We start from the raw sequence: 19,465 nt of genomic DNA, 5'->3' as shown, positions 1-19,465 counted from the left end.
TTCAATCTTTCGAAAACTATGATCCGTACAGCCCTACTCTCCGTCTCCGATAAAAGTGGCATCGTGCCTTTTGCCAAAGCTCTTCATGAGCAAGGCGTCAAACTCATTTCTACTGGTGGCACAGCAAAACTTTTGGCTGAAAATAACTTACCCGTAGTCGAGGTTTCTTCTTTGACTAAATTCCCAGAAATGTTAGATGGTAGGGTAAAGACACTTCACCCAATGGTTCATGGCGGCCTTCTCGCCCGCAGAGACTTTCCGGAGCATATGGCGGCGCTCAAGCAGCACGGCATCGATACGATCGATATGTTGGTCATCAACCTATATCCATTCAATGAGACTGTTGCCAAAGAAAGTTGCTCATTTGAAGATGCGGTTGAGAATATTGATATCGGTGGCCCAGCCATGCTACGTGCAGCCGCTAAAAATCATCAAGATGTAACTGTGCTTATCTCACCTGAAGATTACGCTCCGGTATTGGCTGAAATGAAATCTAACCAAAATGCGGTTTCTTACAAAACGAACTTGGCTTTAGCTAAAAAGGTATTTGCACATACAGCACAATATGATGGCGCGATAGCTAACTATCTGTCTGCACTGGGTGATGATTTGGATCATAAGGCACGCTCTGCTTATCCAGAAACTCTGCATCTGGCCTTTGAAAAAGTCCAAGAGATGCGTTACGGTGAGAACCCACATCAATCTGCAGCCTTCTATAAAGACATCTATCCAGTAGAGGGCGCCCTTGCAAACTATAAGCAATTGCAGGGCAAAGAACTCTCATATAACAATATCGCCGATGCCGACTCTGCATGGGAGTGCGTGAAGAGCTTTACTGGCAACATTGGTGGGGCTGCAGCTTGCGTCATCATCAAACATGCAAATCCTTGTGGTGTAGCTGTAGGCGCAACAGCACTAGAAGCCTATCAAAAGGCTTTCAAAACAGACCCCAGCTCAGCTTTTGGTGGAATCATTGCCTTTAACGTTCCTTGTGATGGTGCCGCTGCCCAAGAGATATCCAAACAATTTGTAGAGGTGTTGATTGCTCCTAGCTTTAGCGATGAAGCAAGAGCCATCTTTGCTGCCAAACAAAATGTACGTCTTTTAGAAATCCCATTAGGGAATGCATTCAATACCTATGACTTCAAACGAGTTGGCGGTGGCTTGCTAGTTCAATCACCAGATGCGAAGAATGTTTTGCAAAGTGAGATGCGTGTAGTTAGCCAAAGACAGCCTACACCTAGCGAGTTAAATGACATGATGTTTGCATGGCGGGTTGCCAAGTTTGTTAAATCAAATGCGATCGTCTACTGTGCAAATGGCATGACTCTGGGTATTGGCGCGGGCCAAATGAGTCGCGTGGATTCTGCGCGGATGGCTAGTATCAAAGCTGAAAACGCAGGCCTCAGCCTTAAGGGCTCAGCTGTAGCAAGTGATGCTTTCTTCCCATTCCGTGATGGCCTAGATGTAGTAGTCAATGGTGGGGCAAGTTGCGCGATTCAACCAGGAGGTAGCATGCGTGATGATGAGATCATTGCTGCAGCCAATGAACATGGGATCGCCATGATCTTCACTGGTACCCGTCATTTCCGTCACTAATAAACAAGAGTTGGAATACATAGAAGACTTATGCGCTGGATAGGAATTGATCCTGGTTTGCGTACTACCGGTTTTGGTGTCATTGATGTTGATGGCCAAAAACTGACTTACGTAGCCTCAGGGACGATTGAGAGCGGCGACCCTGCCAAAGGTTTACCAGAGCGCTTAGGCGCCCTCTATGCTGGAGTTAAAGAAGTTCTTGAAACTTATCATCCAGAGTCAGCGGCAATCGAAGAAGTCTTCCTCAATGTGAACCCACGCTCTACTTTAATGCTAGGTCAAGCTAGAGGGGCAGTTATTGCTGCTCTCGTTTCAGAAAAGCTCCCCGTTGCTGAGTACAGCGCCTTAAGAGTGAAACAAGCCATCGTCGGCACGGGTCGCGCAGCTAAGCCTCAAGTGCAAGAAATGGTCAAACGCCTATTAAGATTAAATCGCGCACCAGGAACTGATGCATCAGATGCATTGGGAGTCGCCATCTGCGCAGCTCATCATGCACAGATTCCGAAAGCAATTACTGCAGCCTTGGCTCCAAAAAAACGTAGCAAGTAAAAATACACATCACAGGTTAAGATCTCTACATGATTGGTCGCATTCAAGGAATTCTCGTTTCAGTTCATCCACCTCGCCTCTTGGTAGATTGCCAAGGCATTGGGTATGAGGTTGATGTGCCCATGAGTACCTTGTATCAACTACCCCAAGCAGGTCAAAAAATTACCCTGCTGACACACTTCCAAGTTCGTGAAGATGCGCAGCAACTGTTTGGGTTTGCTAACGAGACTGAACGTGAGGCGTTTAGGCAGTTAATTAAGATCAGCGGTGTTGGCTCTAGAACCGCCTTAGCCGTTCTATCTGGCATGAGCGTAAATGAATTAGCGCAAGCCATTGCCCTACAAGAGGCTGGTCGACTGACCCAAGTTCCCGGTATCGGTAAAAAGACTGCCGAGCGTCTTTGCTTGGAGCTCAAAGGTAAATTAGCCCCAGACTTAGGCATTGCCACAGACAAACCCCAAGCATTGGATTCCAATAGCGAAGTACTACAAGCACTATTGGCTTTAGGCTATTCAGAAAAAGAGGCTCTCTTAGCTCTCAAGCAAATCCCTCCAGACACCTCAGTTTCTGATGGCATTCGTATGGGCTTAAAGTATCTATCTAAGCCATAAGTAAGCAAACACCACTACACTTGCAGTATGGCAATTCACACTGACGACCTAAGCTCGATTCCTGAAGACTTACCGGAAGGTAATGACCGTATTGTCAGCGGTGCAGCAGGCAATTCTGAGGCTGTCTTTGAAAGAGCACTGCGCCCAAAACAACTCGATGAGTATGTTGGTCAAACTAAGGCTCGCGCCCAATTAGAGATTTTTATTAGCGCTACTCGAGCACGACAAGAAGCGCTGGATCATGTTCTCTTATTTGGCCCCCCAGGCCTTGGAAAAACTACCCTTGCCCATATCATTGCACGCGAACTCGGCGTGAACTTGCGTCAAACGAGTGGACCAGTTCTAGATAGACCCGGTGATCTCGCTGCATTACTGACCAATCTAGAAGCCAATGATGTGCTCTTCATTGATGAGATCCATCGCCTATCTCCTGTGGTTGAAGAGATTCTGTACCCAGCGCTTGAGGACTATAGCCTCGATATCATGATTGGCGAAGGTCCTGCAGCACGCAGCGTCAAGATTGATCTCAAACCTTTCACCTTAATTGGCGCCACAACCCGCGCAGGTATGCTGACCAATCCATTGCGCGATAGATTCGGCATTGTTGCAAGACTCGAGTTCTACAATACCGAAGAGCTCACTAAGATCATCACCCGTTCTGCAAGTCTATTGAAGGCAAACATTGATCCAGAGGGTTCAGTTGAAATTGCTAAGCGTGCACGTGGCACACCTCGTATTGCAAATCGGTTACTACGTCGCGTACGTGACTATGCAGAAGTAAAAGGTACCGGCACCATCACCAAAGCGATGGCTGATGCTGCATTAAAAATGCTCGATGTCGATCCAAGCGGCTTTGATGTCATGGATAGAAAATTGCTAGAAGCCATCTTGCATAAGTTTGATGGCGGACCCGTCGGTATTGATAACCTGGCTGCAGCGATTGGTGAAGAGCGCGACACCATTGAAGATGTCCTAGAGCCCTACCTTATTCAACAAGGCTATCTACAAAGAACCTCGCGCGGACGTGTAGCAACCCGCCAGGCCTATGAGCACTTTGGCTTAACGCCGCCAAGCAGCAGCCTAGATATCTAGGCCGCGCCCTAAATTAATTCAGCGTAACCTTAGCAAACTTACGCTTACCCACCTGCACCACATAGGTTCCGGCTTCAATTTTGGTCTGTTTATCAGAAACAGTTTCGCCATCAAGCTTTACGCCGTTTTGCTCAATGTTACGCATCGCTTCTGATGTAGAGGGTGCCAACCCTGCAGCCTTGAGAAGATTAGCAATTCCCATTGGGGCGCCGGAGAGATTTACCTCCGGAATATCATCTGGTACACCACCTTTAGCGCGGTGATTAAAGTCTTCTAACGCTTTTTCTGCTGCTGCCTGTGAATGAAAACGTGCCACGATTTCTTGGGCGAGCAATACCTTGCAATCCTTTGGATTGCGTCCAGCGGCTACTTCTTGCTTCATTAAATCAATTTCTGACATTGGGCGGAATGACAGCAATGTGAAGTAATCCCACATCAAATCATCTGAGATGCTTAAGAGTTTGCCAAACATATCACCAGCAGGCTCGCTGATGCCTATGTAATTACCTTTGGACTTGCTCATCTTCTCAACACCATCAAGACCAACCAACAAAGGCATAGTCAAAATACATTGGGGCTCTTGACCATACTCTCGCTGGAGCTCACGACCCACTAGAAGATTAAATTTTTGATCAGTACCACCAAGCTCTAGATCGCTCTTCAGGGCAACCGAGTCATAACCTTGCATCAAGGGATATAAAAACTCATGAATAGAAATTGGTACGCCACTGCGATAACGCTTAGTAAAGTCATCGCGCTCTAGCATGCGCGCAACAGTATGTTTTGCTGCCAACTGAATCATGCCGCGTGCGCCCAAGGGATCACACCACTCACTGTTGTAACGCACTTCTGTTTTAGTAGGATCTAAGACCATGCTGGCTTGACGATAGTAAGTCTCAGCATTCACTGCGATCTCTTCCGCAGTTAATGGTGGGCGCGTAGCATTTCGGCCCGATGGATCGCCAATCATGCTGGTGAAATCACCGATCAAGAAAATGACGGTATGCCCTAAATCTTGTAACTGCCGCAATTTATTGAGAACAACGGTATGACCCAAGTGAATATCTGGCGCAGTTGGATCTAAGCCCAATTTAATTCGCAAAGGGGTCTTAGTGGCTTGGCTACGAGCTAGCTTCTGCACCCAATCAGCTTCAACTAACAACTCATCACAGCCACGTTTAGTGACTTCGAGTGCCCGCAAAGACTTCGGGGGTCAAAGGATATTTTTGTTCTGGTTTAGCCGTCATGCTGATTCAGTTAACTGTTTAGGTTAAATTAGTATTTAAATTGCTAAAGCATAATTGTCGCATCACTGAGAGCTCAACCCTGAACCCTATGAACCAGCCCCACTCCCTCTACATTGGTCTAATGTCCGGTACCAGCCTAGATGGAATTGATGCTGTTTTAGCAAAGATTGGGGTTAATGGTGAAACAAGCGCAGTTGAGGCCGTTAGTCTCCCCTTTTCACCTACATTGCGCAAAGCCCTTTTTGAACTCCAGAGCCCTGGCCCTGATGAGCTCCATCGAGAAAAGCAGGCTGGCAATGCCCTAGCACTAGCTTATGCGGAGGCGGTAAGTCAGCTGCTCAAAAAGGCCAATCTACCGATTTCTGATATTGCTGCCATTGGTGCTCATGGCCAGACTGTTCGCCATCAACCCCATCTTGGAGATCTGGCCTACACCCACCAAACACTAAATCCTGCTCTTTTAGCGGAGAAAACTGGTATTGATGTGATTGCAGACTTTAGAAGTCGAGATCTCGCTGCAGGTGGTCATGGTGCACCATTAGTGCCCGCCTTTCATGCGCAGCAATTTGTAGAAGATAAAAATTTAGCCATTCTCAATATTGGTGGTATTGCCAATCTCACTCTTCTCCCCGCGAGTGGTGAGGTGACTGGCTTTGACTGTGGTCCAGGAAATATGTTGATGGATGCCTGGATACATGAGCATCAAGGAAACGCATTTGATGAGAATGGTAATTGGGCAGCACAAGGGAAAGTAAATGAAGAACTTCTTGAACGAATGCTCTCCGATTCGTTCTTTGCAAAAGCCCCTCCAAAGAGTACTGGTCGTGATGACTTTCATCTCGACTGGCTGCATGAAAAATTAGGCAAAGACAATCACCATGCCGAGGATGTGCAGGCCACACTATTACATTTAACAGCGCATTCGGCCTTAGATTCTCTAGTTCGTCACGCCCCGCAAACCCAGAAACTGATTGTCTGCGGAGGTGGCGCCAGAAATATTGCCTTAATGGATTTATTTAAAGTGAAGTCGCAGGGTTTCTTCAAAAATCCATTAGAAATTACTACAAGTAATTCTTCTGGCATCGATCCACAACTAGTTGAAGGTCTTGCATTTGCATGGCTTGCCTGGGCCCACAAAGAAAAACGGCCAGCAAATTTGCCAGCCGTTACGGGAGCGAAGGGTCCTAGAATTCTAGGTGCTTGCTATCCCGCTTAAATGATTAAGTGCTTTTTTAGTTAAGCAGAGAAAGAAGAACCGCAACCACAAGTCGTTTGTGCATTTGGATTCTTGATCACAAACTGTGAACCATTGATATCTTCTTTGTAATCAATCTCCGCACCAACTAAATATTGGAAGCTCATTGAATCCACCAACAAAGTAACACCATTCTTTTCAAAGAGCGTGTCATCCTCATTCACAGCGTCATCAAATGTGAAGCCATACTGAAAACCTGAACAACCACCACCTTGCACGAATACGCGCAACTTGAGCTCTGGATTGCCTTCTTCGGCGATCAAGTCAGCTACTTTTGCAGCAGCAGCATCCGTAAACACCAAGGGAGTCGGTGGCTCGGCTAAATCTTGTGCGGGTTGCGTAGCTAATTCGGTCATGATTCACTCCTAATTCAAAAGGGTATGTCTTATTTTAGGCTTTTAATGCCCAGTTTGCTGAAGGGTCATTATGGAGAAACTGCAATCTGGGTAAGGCCCGTTGTTTCGGGCAAGCCAAACATCAAGTTCATACACTGCACGCCTTGACCTGAGGCTCCTTTGACCAAGTTATCCTCAACCACCAAAATGACCAGAGTATCGCCACCGCCAGGACGATGGATTGCAATCCGAATGCCATTACTTCCTCTTACGGAGCGCGTCTCTGGATGGCTGCCAGCAGGCATCACATCGACAAAAGGTTCATTCTTGTAAAAAGACTCATAAAGCTGTTGATAATCAACGTCTTGTCCGGCCTCAGTCAAACGCACATACAAAGTCGAATGAATACCTCTCACCATTGGAGTGAGATGCGGCACAAATGTCAGACCAATTTGATCATGACCAGCGATCGCCTTTAGGCCCTGCACGATTTCAGGAAGATGGCGATGGCCTTTAACTCCGTAGGCTTTAAAGTTATCGCTAGCCTCCGATAGCAAAGTACCAATCTCAGCCTTACGGCCAGCACCAGAGGTCCCCGACTTAGAGTCAGAAATAATATGGGTGCCATCGATCAAGTGCTTACCACCAGTCGATTTTGGCGAAAGCAATGGTGCGAGACCGAGCTGTACTGAGGTTGGATAACAACCAGCCAATCCAACAACGCGTGCCTTTTTAATGGCTTCACGATTGATTTCTGCTAAGCCATAAACTGCCTCAGCCAAAATTTCTGGGCAGGTGTGTTCCATGCCGTACCACTTGGCAAACTCTTTAACATCTTTCAAACGAAAGTCTGCAGCTAAATCCAAAATCTTCACATTGTTAGCCAGCAATTCTTTAGCCTGCGCCATTGCAACACCATGTGGAGTAGCAAAAAACACTGCGTCGCATTCCGTTAACTTCGCTTCATCTGGAGTCGTAAATTTGAGATCAACACGACCGCGTAAAGATGGGAACATCTCAGCTACTGGCATACCAGCTTCTGTACGAGAGGTAATCGCAACAATCTTTACTTCAGGATGCTGTGCCAGTAGGCGCAATAGTTCAACCCCGGTATATCCTGTGCCGCCAACGATGCCAACTTTAATCATGCCATTCTCCAAAATGCCGACTGATGAATTTTATTTCTTTAATACCTAGATTGTAGAAACAAAAAGGGCCGCTTGCGCGACCCTTTCGATAAAACTTGAGCGACTGAAAGAATTAGCGCTTGCTGAACTGCTTACGACGACGCGCGCCGTGCAGACCAACTTTTTTACGCTCAACTTCACGAGCATCGCGAGTTACCAAACCTGCTTTAGACAGAGTTGGCTTCAAAGCGTTGTCATAGTCGATCAATGCACGAGTAACACCGTGACGAACTGCACCAGCTTGGCCAGTTTCACCGCCACCAGAAACGTTTACTTTGATATCAAAGGTCGTTAAGTGGGCTGTGAGAGCCAAAGGCTGACGAGCAATCATGCGTGATGTTTCACGAGCAAAATAAGCATCGATAGGCTTACCATTAACAATGATTTCGCCTTTGCCAGATTTAATGAATACGCGCGCAACAGAACTCTTGCGGCGACCAGTACCGTAATTCCAATTTCCGTAATTAATAGCCATTTGGTTTCCTTAAATCTCTAACGCTTTTGGCTGTTGAGCCGCATGCGGATGATTGGCGTCGCCGTAGACTTTTAATTTCTTGATCATGGCATAGCCTAGTGGGCCTTTTGGCAACATACCTTTTACAGCCTTCTCCAAAGCGCGACCTGGGAAACGGTCTTGCATCTTGTCGAAGTTAGTCGAGCTAATACCACCTGGGTATCCGCTGTGACGGTAATAGATCTTGTTCAAGCCTTTTGTGCCAGTGACACGGAGCTTAGAAGAATTGATGACAACAATAAAGTCGCCAGTATCAACGTGTGGGGTGTATTCAGGCTTGTGCTTGCCGCGTAGACGGTGTGCCACTTCACTGGCGACACGACCGAGGACTTTGTCCGTAGCGTCAATCACGAACCATTCATGCACTACCTCATGGGATTTTGCAGAAAAAGTTTTCATGATTTCTCAAATTGTTATAGTCAAAAAAATTACTCCAACCAAACTACGTCCACCTTGGCCCTGCTTATGTTTGCAAGCTCGCAGATTCTGCAATTTACTTGGTACAACAATTACCGCTGACTGGTTCGGTAATTCAGTAAAGCCTTGAATTGTAACCCAAAAAAAACCCAGGAACGAGTCCTGGGTTGGAATCCACCTATGTTTGGGTGGAGGAGACACTGGGAGGTAAGTCGCAGTCTTTTATAAGACTGACTACCAATGTGGTTATTGTACCTATAAGTAATGATGCAATGCAAGAAAATTGACCAAAATCAAGATTTTTATGTTGCTGTGCAGCAACTTAGTCTCCTTGAAAATTGGTAAACTATTGATAATATTGATTAATTTAGTAAGTTAGGGGTCACTAATATGGAATGTCGAGTATCTTGGTTGGGCAATGGTGGGATGGCCTTTTCAGCAGAAACTGGCAGCGGTCACCTAGTAAATATGGATGGCGCACCTGAAGCGGGAGGCAGAAACCTAGCCCCAAGACCAATGGAGCTCCTTTTGGCTGGCGCTGGCGGCTGCTCGGCATTCGATGTCGTTTTAATCCTACAGAGGGCTCGTCAGGCTATTAGCGGCTGCGATGTCACCCTTCAGGCAGAAAGAGCAGCCGAGGATCCCAAAGTCTTTACTAAGATCAATTTGCACTTCACGGTCAAAGGCAAAGATCTGGATCAAGCCAAGGTAGATCGTGCAGTAAAACTTTCACATGAAAAATACTGCTCAGCGACTACGATGTTGGCAAAAACCGCAGAGCTAAGCTATAGCGTCGAAGTAATTGCGGAATAAGTGCAGAGTCAATCGATAAGCCGGATTCTGTCGCCTAGACTTTCATCTAGGGGCAATCATTCCTCTAGGCCGTTAGTTACCTAACGGCTCAAGCTCCCTACCCGCAGACTCAGCGGGACGCCTCATCGTCTGCATACTTGGGATTGCTCCAGGTGGAGGTTACCGCGTTTCACCGTAACTAAATACGCTCGTCTCTGTGGCCCTGTTCCTCACGTCACCGTGGATGGCCGTTAGCCATCACCCTACCCTATGGAGTCCGGACTTTCCTCCCCCTCAATAAAGAGGCGGCGATTGCCTAATTGACTCTGCGCCTGCAGTCTAACGCAGACAGAGCAAATTGGCTTGTAAAAATAGAGTGAGGATTTAAATGAGCGACCAGGCGATGGTCTCACCAGCACGCAAAGGGACAATGGTTGCGTCACCCAGCGGCAATTCAGCAGGAATACTTTGCGCCTGTTTTACGAGGGTAATTTTTTTACTATTGCGGGATAAGGAGTAAAAATCAGGCCCAAAGAAACTAGCGAAGCCTTCTAATTTATCCAACTTACCAGCATTCTCAAATGCTTCTGCATATAAACCTAATGCATTAAATGCGCTGTAACAACCAGCACAGCCGCAAGCAGCCTCTTTGGCACCCTTAGCATGTGGAGCACTATCTGTACCTAGGAAGAACCGAGTATTGCCACTGGTAGCAGCTTCTAGCAATGCAATGCGATGTTCCTCACGCTTTAGTACTGGCAAACAATAATTATGTGGACGTATACCGCCAGCAAAAATCGAATTGCGATTCATCAGCAAATGTTGCGGGGTGATCGTCGCAGCTATCGTAGCCTTTCCTCCAGTCGCTGCATCACGCACATAGTGTGCTGCTTGCTTGGTAGTAATGTGTTCGAACACAATCTTGAGCTCAGGGAAGTCTTTACGCAAAGGCTCAAGAACATGATCAATAAATACCGCTTCACGATCAAAAATATCAATATCAGCGTGAGTCACTTCACCATGCACCAAGAGTGGCATCCCCACTGCTTGCATTGCCTCTAATGCTTTATAACAACGCTTGATATCACTAACACCAGCATCGCTATTGGTCGTAGCGCCTGCAGGGTATAACTTAAATCCAACAATACCTGCTGCCTTGGCCTTATGTACCTCATCAGCAGATGTATTGTCAGTGAGATACAAAGTCATCAGTGGTGTAAAGCTATCAATGCTTAATGACTTCAAATTTGATTCGATACGGGCTTGATAAGCTTTTGCCAAATCTACGGTTGTCACAGGCGGCTTTAGATTAGGCATGATGATCGCACGCGCAAATTGACGAGCAGTATCAGCCAATACATCCTTCATGACTTCGCCATCACGAATATGCAAATGCCAGTCATCTGGCTGTACTAATTGAATTTGTGTAGGGCTATTAGTCATATTATTTATTAAGCAAGATGATACGGAAATCATTCACATTCGTCAGTGTAGGGCCAGTTTCCACCAAAGCTTCCAATTGCGCAAAGAAGCCGTAGCAATCATGCGCCGCTAAGAATTTTTCGGGGACAAGATCCTGAGTCTTTCCAGCCTGACGTATATCGGGATCAAACCATGCGCCAGCATTCTTTTCGCTACCATCAATACCATCAGTATCAGCAGCCAAAGCAGCAATCCCAGGCAAATCCGAGCTGGCAGCTAACAGTGAGAGTAGATATTCGCTGCAACGACCGCCACGGCCCTTTACCCCAGCAGGAATAGTGACAGTACATTCACCACCAGAAATCAGAGCCAATGGCTGATCGCTCTTAGCCAGATAATCTCGAGCCAGCTGAGCCTGGCTGATTCCCACCTCTTGGGCTTCTCCTGTAATGGTGTCACCCAAAATAACCGATTCATACCCTTGACTACGAACGTAGTCAGCAGCTGCCTCTAAACTTTTATACGCTGTTGCGATGACATGATTCGCAACGTGTGCATCAACGAGATCCGGTTCTTTTAATGTCTCCGGTTTTTTTCCAGCCACACCTTGCTTCAGGTGATTCAAAACAGACATCGGAATTTCATCTTCCCCCAAACGATATTTTTCCAAGATATTGACTGCATCTAAATACGTTGAATAGTCAGCCGCACAAGGGCCGCTTGCAATATCTGCTGGAGAATCACCAGTCACATCAGAAATTAATAAAGCTTCAACTCGAGCACCACGCGCAATTGCAACTCTCGCTAAATTGCCACCCAAGATTGCTGATAAGTGTTTGCGCACCACATTCATCTCTTCAATCGGAGCACCACTACGCAAAAGTGCCTCGGTAGTCTTACGCATATCTTCGATAGAGATGCCGTCAATAGGCAGGGTCAGGAGACTAGAGCCTCCGCCAGAGACCAAAGCGATCAAAACATCGCCAGCTTGAAGCTGCTTAGCCAAAGCCAGCACCTCTTTAGCGCCATCCATGCCTGCCTGGTCTGGTACTGGATGACCTGCTTCGACAATCTTTATATGAGTAGTTGGCGAGCTGTGGCCATAGCGAGTAAGTACAACGCCACTTACCTGAACTTGTGGCCAATGTACTTTGGCATAAGACTCTAGTGCACTCGCCATGGATGCGCTAGCCTTACCAGCACCCACCACCAAGCATTTACCTTGTGGCTCTTGACCAGCTGGAAATATCTTTGCCAAATATTGGGGAACAATAATTTGCGGATCAGCTACCGCAACTGCAGCAGCAAAGGCATTTTTCAGAATAGCCTCTTCTGTAGTGGCTGATCGGTTACTTTGTTGGATCATCAGGCTATTCTAATCAAGTGCAGCACGCTCCTGCATTTGCCACATTTCAGCATATCTACCTCTAGCAGCAAGCAGCTCAAGATGTGTACCTCGCTCCACAATCTGACCGTGATCCATCACCAAGATTTGATCAGCATGAATAATTGTAGAGAGTCGATGTGCAATGATGAGAGTGGTACGATTTTTTGCCAGACTTAATAACTCCTCCTGAAAAGCTCGCTCTGTTTTAGAGTCCAGAGCAGAAGTAGCTTCATCAAAAATCAACATGGCCGGTTTTTTGAGTAAAGTCCTTGCGATCGCAACCCGCTGCTTCTCACCACCTGACAGTTTTAAGCCTCGCTCACCAACCTGGGTGTCATAACCATCTGGCAGGCGCTTAATAAAACTATCGATTTGGGCAGCTCTTGCAGCCTCATGTACCTCATCAATAGAAGCGGATGGGTCACCATAGGCAATGTTGTAGCCAATAGTGTCATTAAATAAAACAGTATCTTGAGGAACGATACCGATTGCTTTACGCAAACTCGCCTGTGTCACGTCTTGAATATTCTGTCCATCAATCAAGATCTTTCCAGACTGCACATCGTAAAAACGAAAGAGCAATCTAGCCAGGGTACTCTTGCCTGCACCACTCTGACCAACTACCGCCGTAATAGTGCCGGCTGGAATAGTAAAACTAATATCGCGCAAAATCTCGCGCTTTGCATCGTAATGAAAAGATACATTCTCAAAACGCACATCAGGTCCATGACCTTGATTATCAATACGCAAGGGATGAGCATCAGGAGAATCGGCAATTTCCTTATCAGCATTCAGTAAAGAGAACATGCGATCCATGTCTGTCAATGATTGCTTGATTTCACGGTAGATTACGCCCAAGAAATTAAGCGGAATATATAACTGAATCATCAATGTGTTGACTAAAACAAGGTCACCTAAGGTCATCGTGCCATTGACTACACCCAGCGTAGCTCGCCACAAAATCAGCATCAAGCCAATTGCAATAATGATTTGTTGGCCTAAGTTTAAGAAGGCTAGGGTCTTCTGAGACTTCACGGCAGCCGATTGATAACGCAATAGATTTTCGTCATAACGACGAGCTTCAAATGCTTCGTTACCAAAATACTTTACTGTTTCAAAATTCAATAAAGAATCAATTGCCTTTTGATTCGCTTTTGAATCCATATCATTCATAGTCCGGCGATAGTGAGTGCGCCACTCGGTCACAACAATAGTAAATACGATGTAAAGAACTAAGGCAGCCAAAGTAATTACAGCAAACCAAATATCATAGGAGTAGGCAAAGTACCCCAGAACCAAGCAAAACTCGATCAGTGTTGGCAGGATGCTGTAGAGCGAATATGAAATCAGTGACTGGATGCCACGTGTCCCGCGCTCAATATCGCGACTTACGCCACCAGTCTGTCTAGCTAGATGAAAACTCAGTGCCAATGAATGCAAATGCTCAAAGACTTGAAGTGCAACCTTACGAACTGCGTTTTGAGTCACCCTCGCAAAAAGAGCCTCGCGTAGCTCAGCAAATAATGATGCAGAGATTCTTAATAAACCATAAGCAAAAATGATGCCAACTGGAACCACCAATAACGCTTGCGGAGAGTCTGCCTTGACATCCAAAGAGTCAATCAACTCTTTCATCAAAATCGGAATGCCTAAATTGGCGAATTTAGCTGCAATCAAGCAGCTCAGGGCCAGGATGACTCTAAAGCGATACTCTAATAGATAAGGGAGGAGATCGCGGATGACTCGCCAATCACCCCTTTGCGATATCTTTGAATCCGAAGTGTTGTGATGGCGTCCCGATGAATGTCTCATCGTTCTATCTTATTCGCTTCTAGTTCAGCTCGCTGAAAACAATTTCAGAATCGCATCACCGTTGCTAGGAGAAAAACATTTCTTAGCGGCCTCTTTAAATGGGAGCCACTCATAAGCAACATGCTCTCTAGGGGCGAGCGTGATTAAGATATTGTCAGGCACTTGTAATACAAACCAATGTTCAATATTCCTGGTTACGCCGGGAGCATAACGAAAGCGCCACTCAGGATAAATTTCGTATTCGATCTGGTGGTGAAGATTACGAAGTGCACCTACTGGTAGTTGATCTACCGCAATCCCAGTCTCTTCAAAAACCTCGCGAGTAGCAGCTAAAGCTAGATCCTCATCTGGCGCGTCTAGGCTGCCAGTAACCGATTGCCAAAAGCCCGCCCTATCAGCGCGCTCTATCAATAAAACATCCCCATTCGATTTATAGATAACAACTAAAACCGAAATAGGGATTTTCAAAGTAGTGCTTATTATTACTGGATGACTTAAGCAGCTGGAGGAGCAGCTTGGCGCAAACGAATATGCAACTCACGCAACTGACGCTCATCCACTGGGCTAGGAGCCTGAGTTAGCAGACATTGTGCACGTTGTGTTTTCGGGAAAGCAATCACATCACGAATAGACTCAGCACCAGTCATCATCGTCACAATTCGATCCAAGCCAAAAGCAATACCACCGTGTGGCGGCGCCCCATACTGTAGAGCATCTAACAAAAAGCCAAACTTTGCTTGCGCCTCTTCCGCACCAATCTTCAATGCGCGGAATACTTGGCTTTGAACAGCCTCTTGGTGAATACGTACAGAACCACCACCAATTTCACTACCGTTCAGAACCATGTCATACGCTTTAGCCAAACACTTACCTGGGTCAGACTCTAGATACTTCATGTGCTCATCTTTGGGGCTGGTAAACGGATGATGGCAAGCAACCCAACGTGCTTCACCTTCGTCGTAATCAAACATTGGGAAATCCACAACCCACAACGGCTTCCAACCTTCGGTAAATAGTCCATGTTCTTTACCCCAAGCAGAATGGCCAATACGCAATCGTAAGTTGCCAATAGCATCATTAACGACCTTTTCTTTATCGGCACCAAAGAAAATGATATCGCCGTCTTTTGCACCGGTGCGCTTCAAGATTCCTTCAATCGCCGCATCATGCAAGTTCTTCACAATCGGCGATTGCAAACCATTGCGACCTTCGGCGACAGAGTTGACTTTGATCCATGCCAAACCTTTAGCGCCATAGATGCTTACAAACTGGGTGTAGTCATCGATTTCGCTACGGCTAATCTCGGCACCGCCTGGTACACATAAACCAACGACACGGCCACCCTCTTGGTTAGCTGCACCAGAGAAAACCTTGAAGTCAACATCCTTCATCAAATCCGTTAATTCGGTGAACTCAAAGTTCACCCGCAAATCTGGTTTATCGGAACCAAAACGCGCCATACCCTCCGAGTAAGGCATGGTTGGGAATGGGTTAGGCAATTCGACACTCATGGTTTTCTTGAAAATATGACGAATCATGTTTTCAAATAGCTCACGAATTTCAATTTCGCTCAAGAAGGCAGTTTCACAGTCGATCTGGGTAAATTCAGGCTGACGATCTGCGCGCAAATCTTCATCACGGAAGCACTTAGTAATTTGGTAGTAACGATCAAAACCAGCCACCATCAACAACTGCTTAAATAACTGAGGCGATTGCGGTAAAGCAAAGAACTGACCATCATGTACACGGGAAGGCACCAAGTAATCGCGCGCACCTTCTGGCGTGCTCTTAGTCAGCATTGGTGTTTCAATATCGATAAAGCCGGCGTCATCTAGATAGCGACGACACTCCATTGCAACGTTATAACGCAAACGCAAGTTCTTCTGCATTTGCGGACGACGCAAGTCAAGTACACGGTGAGTTAAACGAGTTGTCTCAGATAAGTTCTCATCATCAATCTGAAATGGTGGAGTAATAGAGGCATTCACAATCACCAAGCTATGACAAAGAATCTCTACTTTGCCACTGACCAAGTCATTATTTTCAGTGCCAGCAGGACGTGCGCGCACGAGACCTTTGATTTGAATGCAAAACTCATTACGCACTTGCTCAGCAAGAGCAAACATCTCTGGGCGATCGGGATCGCATACAACTTGAACAAAACCTTCGCGGTCACGCAAGTCAATAAAAATCACGCCTCCATGGTCACGACGGCGATTAACCCATCCAGAGAGAGTAACTTCTTGACCAATCAGTGAATCGGTTACTTGGCCGCAAGTGTGGCTACGCATTGACATAACAATTTCCTATAAATCAAAAATGGTGTGGCGACTCAACTGAAGTCAGACCGCTAGAATTATTTGGTGGAACGGAGCCCATAGAAACAATGTGTTTCAAGGCCTCTTCAACACTCATCTCCAGTTCAATTGTTTGCGCACGTGGCACGATCATAAAAAAACCAGAGGTAGGGTTTGGAGTGGTCGGCAGAAATACATTCACATATCCCTCGCCCAACTTAGTAGTCACTTCTTTTGCAGGGGCGCCCGTTTGAAATGCGATCACCCATGAATCTGCATGAGGGTAACGAATTAATAAGGCTTTACTAAAAGCCTGACCACTGCCAGAAAATAGAGTAGATGAAACTTGTTGAACGCTGGAATAGATGGAACGAACAACTGGAATGCGATTAACAAATTTATCCCAGACCTTTAGCCACCATTGCCCAGCAAAATTGATCGCAAGTACGCCAGTGACAACCACCACTGCAACCACAATTAATATACCCACCCCCGGTAACTCACGGAAGTGTTGGAGATCAGCTGCAAACTGGTGAGGGAATACAGCGATGATGGCTTGCATGACCGAGCCAAATACACCGTCGAGCAAGCCCAAGCCCCAGGTAATCACCCAAATGGTGACCGCCATGGGAGCCCATACAAGAATGCCAGCGATAAAGTATTTTTTCATGTGTTCTGCCTAACCCGCTATTTTAGCGGTTTAGCAGCCAATCAGCGATAGACTAATAAATGCCAAGGCCGATGATCAAAATCCCAGCCAAAAACCCACCTGCAAAGAGCAAAGCCCCTGCTACTAGGCGATGGGTGCGTCTTTCTTGCAATAAAAGGGCCTTTAAGACCTCCAATTCGCCGTTTTGGTCTTTAATTTGATGGCGGCCTTGAGCCAAGCTCTCGGCAATCAAACGGGGCAAAGTAGGCAGGATTTTGGCCCAGGTAGGTGCTTCTTCCTTTAAGCCATCTAGCAATCCGCGCCAACCCAGCTGCTTATCAACCCATTTTTCCAAAATTGGCTTGGCTGTTTTCCATAAATCCAAGTCTGGATCAAGCTGACGCGCCAGACCCTCTACATTTAAGAGTGTCTTTTGCAACAGGGTCAGTTGAGGCTGAATTTCAACCTTGAATCGACGTGAAGTCTGGAATAAACGCATCAACACCAGGCCCAAAGAAATCTCTTTGAGTGGACGATCAAAATAAGGCTCGCATACAGAGCGCACAGCACCCTCTAATTCTTCTACGCGCGTATTAGCGGGAACCCAACCGGATTCAATATGAAGCTCAGCAACCCGACGGTAATCGCGATTGAAGAAAGCCAAAAAGTTCAGTGCTAAATAATTTTTATCAGACTGATTTAAAGCACCAACAATTCCAAAATCTAAGGAAATAAAGCGTCCAAAAGTTTCTGGCTCCAAGCTAATCATGATGTTTCCAGGATGCATGTCTGCGTGGAAAAATCCGTATTCAAAAACCTGGGTGAAAAATATTTCTACACCATCAGCTGCTAACTTTTTAAAATCCACACCGGCTGCTCGCAGCTCTGCTGTACGTCCAATCGAAATACCATGCATTCTCTCCATGACAATCACATTGGTACGACACAGATCCCAGTACATCTCCGGAATCATGAGTTTTTTAGAGTCCACAAAATATCGCCGCAGTTGACTTGCATTCGCTGCCTCACGCATAAGGTCAAGCTCATCATGCAAATAGGTGTCGAACTCGGCCACGTTCTCGCGAGGCTTTAAACGGCGGCCATCTTCAGAGCTCTTTTCAATAATCTTGGCAAGGTCGTACATTAAAGCTAGATCACCATCAATGACTGGCAAGATGCCTGGGCGCAAGACTTTAATGGCAATCTCTCGACCTTCCCATTCAGGATGCTTAGTAGTACCTCGTAAAACTCCAAAGTGCACCTGTGCTACGGATGCGCTAGCGACAGGAGTTGCATCAAAGCTGATAAACACTTCTTCAATTGATTGACCCAGATCTTCTTCAATCAAACGACGAGATTCTTCATTTGAAAATGGCGGAACTTGATCCTGTAGCTTTGCTAACTCGTTGGCAATATCTTCTGGCAACAAGTCACGGCGCGTAGAAAGTACCTGTCCAAATTTTACAAATATAGGACCAAGCGCTTCTAACGTTAAACGAATCCGTTCGCCTCTAGGTAATTTGGTGCCAGGTGAAGTCCAGCACACAACCGTCAAGCAACTACGACCGATGCCCGGCTTGAGAACATCGCGCAATAAGGGCAATAGACCATACCGCCATGCGGTGAAGAAAATAAAACAAAGACGAGCAATACGACGCACGATTATTTGACCTTTTGCTCTATGTGTTGAATGCGCTTTTCTAGACGATCTACTGAATCGCGCAAGTCGTTTAATTCGGATTTACGAACCATAAAGTCTCGTTTGTTTAAAAGCACTTTTCTCTCTTCGCTCACATACTCCACTAGATTGTCCAGCAAATCACTTGCTGCAGATTGTGTAGCAGAGACAATTTTTTTACCTTGCCTTACCGCAAAGTGGGCAGGTGCATCCCCTATTAAGTGCGCCAAATCCTCTTCATACTCCCAGCGCAACTGAGCAGCCAAGCGTCCAATTAACTGAGCCAGATCAGCATCGCCCGTAATTTTGACCGCCTTGAAAGCTTGTTCACGTAAATTGCCAGAACTGCCAGCCAAGTCGCTTAAAGCTTTTGTAGACACTTCCAGCGCCAAAGATGGGGACTCCAACTCTTTCAAGCTACCTAATAATCCAGACGCATGAATTTCAAAACAGAGACGTCCAAAAGGAAGTTGGATAAGGACCGTCTTGCCAACATGTTTTGCTAGCTCAGCACAAGCCCAGGGTTCACCACTCAATACATGGTTTATCCCACGGCAAGCAGCGCTCGCGGCAATAGTATGGGTTGAAGAAGATAGTGTATTCATAAGTGTAAAAAACCCGC

The 19,465-nt window shown here is 46.3% G+C and carries 18 protein-coding genes, 1 other RNA gene and 1 pseudogene; 6 read left to right on the top strand and 14 right to left on the bottom strand.

The annotated features are described in order from the left end of the window. Positions 1–18 precede the first annotated feature (18 nt). The 4 genes from purH to ruvB are packed head-to-tail and all read left to right on the top strand — an operon-like array spanning position 19 to position 3,851. Positions 19–1,599: a bifunctional phosphoribosylaminoimidazolecarboxamide formyltransferase/IMP cyclohydrolase gene (gene purH / locus A9236_RS01020; RefSeq protein WP_071466167.1), complete on the top strand. Its 1,581-nt coding sequence runs from the start codon at positions 19–21 to the stop codon at positions 1,597–1,599. 30 nt (positions 1,600–1,629) lie between these two features. Next, entirely contained in the window at positions 1,630–2,148 is a 519-nt protein-coding gene (gene ruvC / locus A9236_RS01015) for a crossover junction endodeoxyribonuclease RuvC (RefSeq protein ID WP_071466168.1), read from the top strand. A 29-nt stretch (positions 2,149–2,177) separates the two neighbouring features. Next, on the top strand, positions 2,178–2,759 hold the full coding sequence (gene ruvA, locus A9236_RS01010; RefSeq protein WP_071466169.1) for a Holliday junction branch migration protein RuvA: 582 nt from the start codon (positions 2,178–2,180) through the stop codon (positions 2,757–2,759). A 27-nt stretch (positions 2,760–2,786) separates the two neighbouring features. Beyond that, positions 2,787–3,851 carry a Holliday junction branch migration DNA helicase RuvB gene (gene ruvB, locus A9236_RS01005; protein WP_071466170.1) on the top strand — a complete coding sequence of 355 codons (1,065 nt, stop codon included), beginning with the start codon at positions 2,787–2,789 and terminating at the stop codon, positions 3,849–3,851. A gap of 13 nt (positions 3,852–3,864) precedes the next feature. Here the strand turns inward: ruvB and tyrS are convergent. Beyond that, positions 3,865–5,098, bottom strand: a pseudogene (gene tyrS, locus A9236_RS01000) (tyrosine--tRNA ligase). A gap of 88 nt (positions 5,099–5,186) precedes the next feature. On the opposite strand from tyrS, the gene A9236_RS00995 reads away from it, so the two are divergent. Further along, positions 5,187–6,314 (top strand): anhydro-N-acetylmuramic acid kinase, encoded by a 1,128-nt coding sequence (locus A9236_RS00995; RefSeq protein WP_071466172.1) that lies wholly within the window; start codon positions 5,187–5,189, stop codon positions 6,312–6,314. Between the two features lie 20 nt (positions 6,315–6,334). Here the strand turns inward: A9236_RS00995 and erpA are convergent, their stop codons facing one another. The 4 genes from erpA to rplM all read right to left on the bottom strand — a co-directional run bounded on the left by erpA (position 6,335) and on the right by rplM (position 8,788). Further along, positions 6,335–6,709, bottom strand: coding sequence for an iron-sulfur cluster insertion protein ErpA (gene erpA, locus A9236_RS00990; protein WP_071466173.1), 375 nt, complete (start codon positions 6,707–6,709; stop codon positions 6,335–6,337). Between the two features lie 68 nt (positions 6,710–6,777). Then, a complete protein-coding gene (argC, locus tag A9236_RS00985) occupies positions 6,778–7,836 on the bottom strand; it encodes an N-acetyl-gamma-glutamyl-phosphate reductase (RefSeq protein WP_071466174.1) in 1,059 nt (352 codons plus the stop codon). Positions 7,837–7,948: 112 nt separating this feature from the next. Beyond that, entirely contained in the window at positions 7,949–8,350 is a 402-nt protein-coding gene (gene rpsI / locus A9236_RS00980; RefSeq protein ID WP_071466175.1) for a 30S ribosomal protein S9, read from the bottom strand. A gap of 9 nt (positions 8,351–8,359) precedes the next feature. After that, on the bottom strand, positions 8,360–8,788 hold the full coding sequence (gene rplM / locus A9236_RS00975) for a 50S ribosomal protein L13 (protein WP_071466176.1): 429 nt from the start codon (positions 8,786–8,788) through the stop codon (positions 8,360–8,362). A 408-nt stretch (positions 8,789–9,196) separates the two neighbouring features. Here rplM and A9236_RS00970 point away from each other — a divergent pair, with 408 nt between their 5' ends. Beyond that, positions 9,197–9,619 carry an OsmC family protein gene (locus A9236_RS00970; RefSeq protein WP_071466177.1) on the top strand — a complete coding sequence of 141 codons (423 nt, stop codon included), beginning with the start codon at positions 9,197–9,199 and terminating at the stop codon, positions 9,617–9,619. On the opposite strand, the gene rnpB is transcribed toward A9236_RS00970, so the two are convergent. The 9 genes from rnpB to A9236_RS00925 form a co-directional block, all read right to left on the bottom strand. Next, positions 9,620–9,926, bottom strand: an RNA gene (gene rnpB, locus A9236_RS00965) — RNase P RNA component class A. It lies immediately after the preceding gene. Positions 9,927–9,982: 56 nt separating this feature from the next. Then, positions 9,983–11,041, bottom strand: coding sequence for a dihydroorotase (gene pyrC, locus A9236_RS00960; protein WP_071466178.1), 1,059 nt, complete (start codon positions 11,039–11,041; stop codon positions 9,983–9,985). A gap of 1 nt (position 11,042) precedes the next feature. Then, a complete protein-coding gene (locus A9236_RS00955) occupies positions 11,043–12,386 on the bottom strand; it encodes a glycerate kinase (RefSeq protein ID WP_071466179.1) in 1,344 nt (447 codons plus the stop codon). A 9-nt stretch (positions 12,387–12,395) separates the two neighbouring features. Further along, positions 12,396–14,219, bottom strand: a complete 1,824-nt coding sequence (locus tag A9236_RS00950; protein ID WP_071466180.1) for an ABC transporter ATP-binding protein/permease — start codon at positions 14,217–14,219, stop codon at positions 12,396–12,398. 24 nt (positions 14,220–14,243) lie between these two features. Further along, entirely contained in the window at positions 14,244–14,687 is a 444-nt protein-coding gene (nudB, locus tag A9236_RS00945) for a dihydroneopterin triphosphate diphosphatase (RefSeq protein ID WP_071466181.1), read from the bottom strand. A 26-nt stretch (positions 14,688–14,713) separates the two neighbouring features. Then, positions 14,714–16,516, bottom strand: a complete 1,803-nt coding sequence (gene aspS, locus A9236_RS00940) for an aspartate--tRNA ligase (protein WP_071466182.1) — start codon at positions 16,514–16,516, stop codon at positions 14,714–14,716. A 16-nt stretch (positions 16,517–16,532) separates the two neighbouring features. Beyond that, on the bottom strand, positions 16,533–17,186 hold the full coding sequence (locus A9236_RS00935; RefSeq protein WP_071466183.1) for a DUF502 domain-containing protein: 654 nt from the start codon (positions 17,184–17,186) through the stop codon (positions 16,533–16,535). Between the two features lie 52 nt (positions 17,187–17,238). Next, positions 17,239–18,825, bottom strand: a complete 1,587-nt coding sequence (ubiB, locus tag A9236_RS00930; protein WP_071466184.1) for a ubiquinone biosynthesis regulatory protein kinase UbiB — start codon at positions 18,823–18,825, stop codon at positions 17,239–17,241. A 2-nt stretch (positions 18,826–18,827) separates the two neighbouring features. Further along, on the bottom strand, positions 18,828–19,448 hold the full coding sequence (locus A9236_RS00925) for an SCP2 domain-containing protein (protein ID WP_071466185.1): 621 nt from the start codon (positions 19,446–19,448) through the stop codon (positions 18,828–18,830). Between the last annotated feature and the right edge of the window lie 17 nt (positions 19,449–19,465).

Origin of the sequence: Polynucleobacter sp. QLW-P1DATA-2 (genome assembly GCF_001870365.1) — a bacterium.
Classification (GTDB): Bacteria; Pseudomonadota; Gammaproteobacteria; order Burkholderiales; family Burkholderiaceae; genus Polynucleobacter.
Note: the sequence above shows the minus strand (reverse complement) of the source record. Positions and strands in the feature narration are given on the sequence as shown.